The organism is Bathymodiolus platifrons methanotrophic gill symbiont (genome assembly GCF_002189065.1).
GTDB lineage: Bacteria > Pseudomonadota > Gammaproteobacteria > Methylococcales > Methylomonadaceae > Methyloprofundus.
This window is the reverse complement of record NZ_BDMN01000020.1, coordinates 1-5,821: the sequence shown is the minus strand read 5'-3', so window position 1 is coordinate 5,821 and position 5,821 is coordinate 1. Positions and strand designations below refer to the sequence as shown.

Below are 5,821 nucleotides of genomic sequence, written 5' to 3'. Positions count from 1 at the left end.
ATACAATCGCTTACCAGAAAAAATAGACGTTTGTATGCTGGAGTTGAAGCCTCAAAGCTTGGGCGAGGAGGCGTCAGTTATATTGCTCGTCTTTTTAATTGTTCGCGTAATACTATTCTACGCGGAATTACAGAGCTTGACGAAGAAGATGTTCTGGAAAAGCGCAATCGGAAAACAGGGGGTGGTCGAAGCCCTATACTTTTAAAGCCCCCTGATATTAATAATGTTTTTCTACAGCTCTTAAAAGAACATACTGCAGGAGACCCAATGAATGAGAAGATCAAATGGACAAATTTAAGTTGCTCAGATATTGCTAGTCTATTAACTAAAGAAGGCTTTAAGGTGAGTCGAAACATTGTCAGGAAATTATTAAAAAACCATGGTTACGTCAAACGCAAAGCGTTAAAAAAAAGTCTACAGGCGAGCATATAAATCGTAATGCACAATTTGAGCGAATTGGACTATAAAAAACCAATGAATGTATATAGAGAAAGTATTTTAGCTAATGAACAGCAGAATGAAGCGGCTTAGGAATATGGAATAAGGATTGTTGAAAAATCTGTCTTGACTCTTTGGGGTGCTATAGTAGGTATCACACCAATTGGTTGAACATGATGTACCCACGTCTTAAGTTAGCTAGAAACCTATTAAAAGATGATGGGGTTATTTTTATTTCTATTGATGACAATGAGCAGGCAAATTTAAAAAAGCTTTGTGATGAAATGTTTGGGGAAGAAAGCTTTGTAGGAAATATTATATGGAAAAATGTTACAGATAATAACCCTACAAATATTGCTACTGAACACGAAAGTATTGTTGTGTTCGCTAAAAACAAAGATAGCTTAGAAAGCACATGGAAATTAAAAGTTTCAAAAATCAAAGATATTCTTGTTGAATTAGGTAATCAATTAACATCAGATATTAAGGATAAAAGTGAGCTTCAAGTCACATATTCTAAATGGTTCCGTGAAAATAAAAACCAACTTAGCTCACTAGATAGATATAAATATATTGACAACGATGGAGTTTATACAGGTAGTCAAAGTGTTCATAACCCTGGTAAAGAGGGGTATAGATACGACATTCTTCATCCATCAACAAATTTACCATGCAAACAACCATTGATGGGATATAGATTTCCTGAAGAGACTATTCAAAAACTACTACAAGAGGGAAAGATACTGTTTGGTGAAGACCATAATAAAATTATCGAATTGAAGGTTTATGCTAAAGACTATGTTAAAAAACTATCCAGTGTTATTGAGCTTGATGGGCGCTTAGGAGCTTATGACTTAAAACATTTATTCCCAGAAGTAAGAAAATTATTTACTAACCCAAAACCAGTAAGTTTATTATCTAAATATATTTCTTTTTCTTCAGGTAATGACGCCCTGATTCTTGATTTTTTCTCAGGCTCTAGTACTAGTGCCCATTCAGTTATGGACTTAAATGCCCAAGACAACGGCAGTCGAAAGTACATAATGGTTCAACTCCCTGAAACTTGTGATGAAAAAACTGATGCTTTTAAAGCTGGCTATAACACTATTGCCGATATTGGCAAAGAACGTATCCGACGTGCTGGTGAGAAAATCCTATCTGCCAATCAAGATAAAGACGGTATAGAAAGTTTAGACATTGGCTTCAAGGTTTTCAAACTGGACTCTTCCAACATCAAAGCTTGGGATATAGATGAAGATAATATCCAACAGTCACTACTTGATGCCATTGACAATATTAAACCCGAACGTGAACCGGAAGATGTGCTGTATGAAGTTCTACTGAAATACGGCTTAGATTTAACCCTACCCATTGAAGAGCGTAAAACACTTTACTCCATAGGTTTTGGTGCCTTGGTGGTCTGTTTGGATGATAATATTACCTTAGAAGTAATCGAAGGTATTGGTCAGTTGAAAGAAGAATTAGACCCCGAAGTCATGAAAGTTGTATTTTTGGACAACGGTTTTGCAGACCCTGTAGTAAAGACTAACGCTTTACAAATTCTTAAACGTTATACGATTGATGATGTTAAAAGTATATAACATTCCAATGTGGAAGTGACAAATGGACGAAATTAAAACCTTACTCCAACACGTAGATAATTTAAAAGCAGAACTTGACCAGCATAGGGATTGGCATAGTGATGAAATTCTTGAAGCACTGCACATTGAATACACCTATGACAGCAACCGTATTGAAGGTAACACCTTAACACTACGTGAAACTGATTTGGTCATTCATAAAGGCTTGACCATCGATGGTAAGCCGATGAACGAACATCTGGAAGCTATTAACCATTATGAAGCGATTAATTTTATTCGTGATTTAGTTAAGTCCAATGAGCCGTTTAATAAACACAATTTATTAGCTATTCACGGACTTATCCTACATGCATTAGATAGAGATAATGCAGGTCGCTTTCGACAAGTGCCTGTGATGATTAGTGGTAGTCAACATACACCGCCACAACCTTGGCAGATTGAGAAATTGATGGAAGACTACTTTCTGTTTTATCAACAGAACCGTTCTGGCCTTCATCCTGTTATCTTGGCTGCCGAATTACATGAACAGTTAGCAACCATACATCCTTTCATTGACGGTAATGGTCGAACCGCACGCTTAGTTATGAATCTGATTTTATTACAAGCAGGCTACCCTATTGCTAATATCAGTGGTGATACCAAAGCACGACTCTCTTATTACAATGCACTGGAGAAATGTAATCTTGAACAAGATAAATCTGACTTTCATATGCTTATTGCAAACTATGTAATTCAGTCTTTAGAACGACTATTAAAACTCATCAAAACTGCATAAGACACGGACGACATATGAAAATCCAATTCGATTCAGAACTTGACTACCAACAGGATGCGATTAAATCTGTAGTAAAACTATTCGAAGGTCAGGAAACCCGACAAAGTCATTTTACTGTACCGTCCATTAGCACTACAGCTCAAAAAGATATATTCGGCAATCAAAATGACTTGGGTGTAGGTAATAACCTGCGCATCGTAGAAGAAGATGTTCTGGATAATGTTAAAGCTATCAATTACGCAATGGTCTTAAACAATCTAACAAACTGGATTCAATGGACTTCACTATTGAAATGGAAACAGGGACTGGTAAGACCTATGTTTATTTACGTTCCATTTTTGAGTTAAACCAAGTTCATCATCGTTGTGCCGTCCATTGCCATCAAAGAAGGTGTATATAAAACCTTACAGATTACTGAACAGCACTTTAAAGCACATTACAACAATGTCACTTATGACTATTTTATCTATGACTCGTCCAAGCTAGGTGAAATTCGTAATTTTGCAACCAATGATGCTATTCAAGTCATGGTCATCAACATTGATGCATTTAGAAGAAGTTTTACTGACCCGGAAAAAGAAAACAAAGCCAATATTATCCATCGCGCCCATGACAAGATGAGCGGCGTTAAACCTATTGAGTTTATTCAATCTACAAACCCTGTAGTTATTATTGATGAACCACAAAGTGTGGATGCCACATCAAAAGCTAAAAATGCGATAGCATCATTAAACCCACTGTGTACCTTACGCTACTCTGCGGCACATAAGGAAAAATATAACTTACTGTATAAACTGGATTCTATTGATGCTTATGAGCAGAAGCTAGTAAAACAGATAGAAGTCGCTCATATTCGTGTCGAAGACGCTCATAACAAGGCGTATATCAAATTGTTAGCAGTTGACAACAAAAAGAGTCCAATCACCGCTACGGTTGAATTTGATACCCTAAAGAATGGACACGTTAAACGAATCAAGAAGAAATTAAAAAGTGGTAGCGATTTATTTGAAGAGTCTGGTGGGCGTTCTGTCTACACTGGATACATCATCAATGAAATATACTGCAAAGAAGATGAAGAATATATCGATTTTACCAGCACAGATGATGTAATTCAGTTACAACAAGCTATTGGTAACGTTGATGAGACAGACTATAAGCGACTACAAATCCGTAAGACCATTGATGAGCATCTAAACAAGGAACTTGCCCTTAACGCTGAAGGCATTAAGGTGTTAAGTCTGTTCTTTCTAGATAAAGTTAGTAACTACCGCTATTACGATGATGATGGGGTTCCACAAAAAGGCAAGTATGCGCTAATATTTGAAGAGGAATATCGTAAAGCCATTAAGAAACCAAAATATAATTCTTTATTTAAAGAAGTGGATACCGAGTCCCTAGTAAATAGCGTACATAATGGCTATTTTGCGATTGATAAAAAAAAAGACAGCAAAGGTCAGGCTCTGTTCAAAGAATCCAAAGGTGAAGGGACCACCTTGGCTGACGGTATTGCTTACGAGTTGATTATGAAGGATAAAGAAAAGCTGTTGAGTTTCGACTCCAAACCAGCCCTGACGCATGAAATAAAACCCGCATAAAAAGCCATTTTATATTTGCTATATAATGCTTTCCTATCCTATTAAGCTCTAATACTACCCTCAATAGAAATTATGAGTAAAGTTAGCAAACGTCCTAACCGAGAAGAGCGCAAAGCGCATAAAAAAATATCAAAACTGTTTATGAAGTTGATTTTTCAGATGAAGAGCTAATTAAAAAGAGTGTTTTAACGATAGATGACAAATTAACCGTTAAAAAAGTCATTGTTCATATTACTGAAGGGGAACAGAAAAAAACAATTGATGAAATTAGCCTAAAAGCAAGTAATAGTATGGTTAAGACCAATGATGTTACCGAGAAAGCAAACTCATTATTAGGAGCGGTTAAATATGATTTAATTGGAGAAATTGCTAAAGAAACCCGACTAAATAGAAAAACGGTTGTTTCTATTTTGCAAAAAATAAAAGCAAATACCTTTTATAATTTTCAGGTAAACCCTGAAAGTTTCATCAAAGAAATATCTAAAATCATCAACGATGAAAAAGCAGCCACCTTAATCAATAATATTGTCTACTCTAAAACCGACAACACTTACGAAGATAAAATATTTACAGTTAATAATTTTAAAGGCTCTTTAAACAGTAATATTTTAGAAGTAAAAAAGCATATTTATGATTACTTAAAAACAGATTCTAAAATAGAACAAGAATTTGCAAAAGAGCTAGAGAGCGGTGAAGTTTTAGTCTACGCCAAGCTACCCAACGACTTTAAAATCCCTACCCCTGTTGGTAACTATAACCCTGATTGGGCAATTGTTTTTGATACCGATAAATTCAAATATGTTTATTTTATTGCAGAAACAAAAGGTAGCATGGAGAGTATGCAATTAAGGGCAATTGAAGAGAAAAGAATTGATTACGCTAAAAAGCATTTTGAAGCTTTGGGTCATGCAGATATAAAATATGATGTTATTACCACCTATCAAGATTTAAGAGATAAAGTGATGTTGTAAAATCATGTACCCGCCTTCCTTGGCTCGGTTCTTTTATTTTATCAAAACCTTCGCCAATTTTAATTTAAGCCAAAAATGACAATTTCACACCTATATAAATCAATCGCTTATAGGCTTTAAAATTCATAAAAATGAGTGTATTTTCATTTTGGCGAAGTATTGTTTATAGGAAGGATTTTAAATTTTTGTCAAAAACAGGTCGAAACTGCCAAAATAAAACGGCGGGTTTTTGCCGTTTTACCCGTAGGGGCAGGGCAGGGAAGCCCTGCTTTTTGTGGTTTAAAAACAGGGATGTTTTATTCTTTTAAAACCGCTGTGCTATCCAGTTATCAAGGGTTCTGTCGCAATAATTATCAAAAGCGTAGTCCTCCTGGTCTTCAGGCATAACTATCCTGCTAAAGCCATAAACTGCTTATAAGCAGGAATATTTTCCTTAGACAA

The 5,821-nt window shown here is 35.6% G+C and carries 3 protein-coding genes and 2 pseudogenes; all 5 read left to right on the top strand.

The window, feature by feature from the left end; translation table 11 throughout:
- Nucleotides 1-432, top strand: a 432-nt coding sequence (locus CDZ78_RS01240; RefSeq protein WP_444979188.1) for an ISAzo13-like element transposase-related protein, incomplete at its 5' end; no start/stop codon positions are given.
- A gap of 155 nt (nucleotides 433-587) precedes the next feature.
- Nucleotides 588-2,039: pseudogene (locus tag CDZ78_RS01235) on the top strand (site-specific DNA-methyltransferase); the annotation flags it as partial.
- Nucleotides 2,040-2,061: 22 nt separating this feature from the next.
- Nucleotides 2,062-2,814, top strand: a complete 753-nt coding sequence (locus CDZ78_RS01230) for a Fic family protein (RefSeq protein ID WP_174664544.1) — start codon at nucleotides 2,062-2,064, stop codon at nucleotides 2,812-2,814.
- 14 nt (nucleotides 2,815-2,828) lie between these two features.
- A pseudogene (locus CDZ78_RS01220) lies at nucleotides 2,829-4,376 on the top strand (DEAD/DEAH box helicase family protein); the annotation flags it as partial.
- Between the two features lie 323 nt (nucleotides 4,377-4,699).
- Complete coding sequence (locus tag CDZ78_RS01215) at nucleotides 4,700-5,380, top strand: restriction endonuclease (RefSeq protein WP_174664543.1); 681 nt, start codon at nucleotides 4,700-4,702, stop codon at nucleotides 5,378-5,380.
- The last annotated feature ends 441 nt before the right edge of the window (nucleotides 5,381-5,821 follow it).

What these genes read in the sequence shown, in the direction of transcription:
- CDZ78_RS01215 (WP_174664543.1), top strand. Translation starts at nt 4,700, where the DNA reads ATGGTTAAGACCAATGATGTTACCGAGAAAGCAAACTCATTATTAGGA.
- CDZ78_RS01230 (WP_174664544.1), top strand. Translation starts at nt 2,062, where the DNA reads ATGGACGAAATTAAAACCTTACTCCAACACGTAGATAATTTAAAAGCA.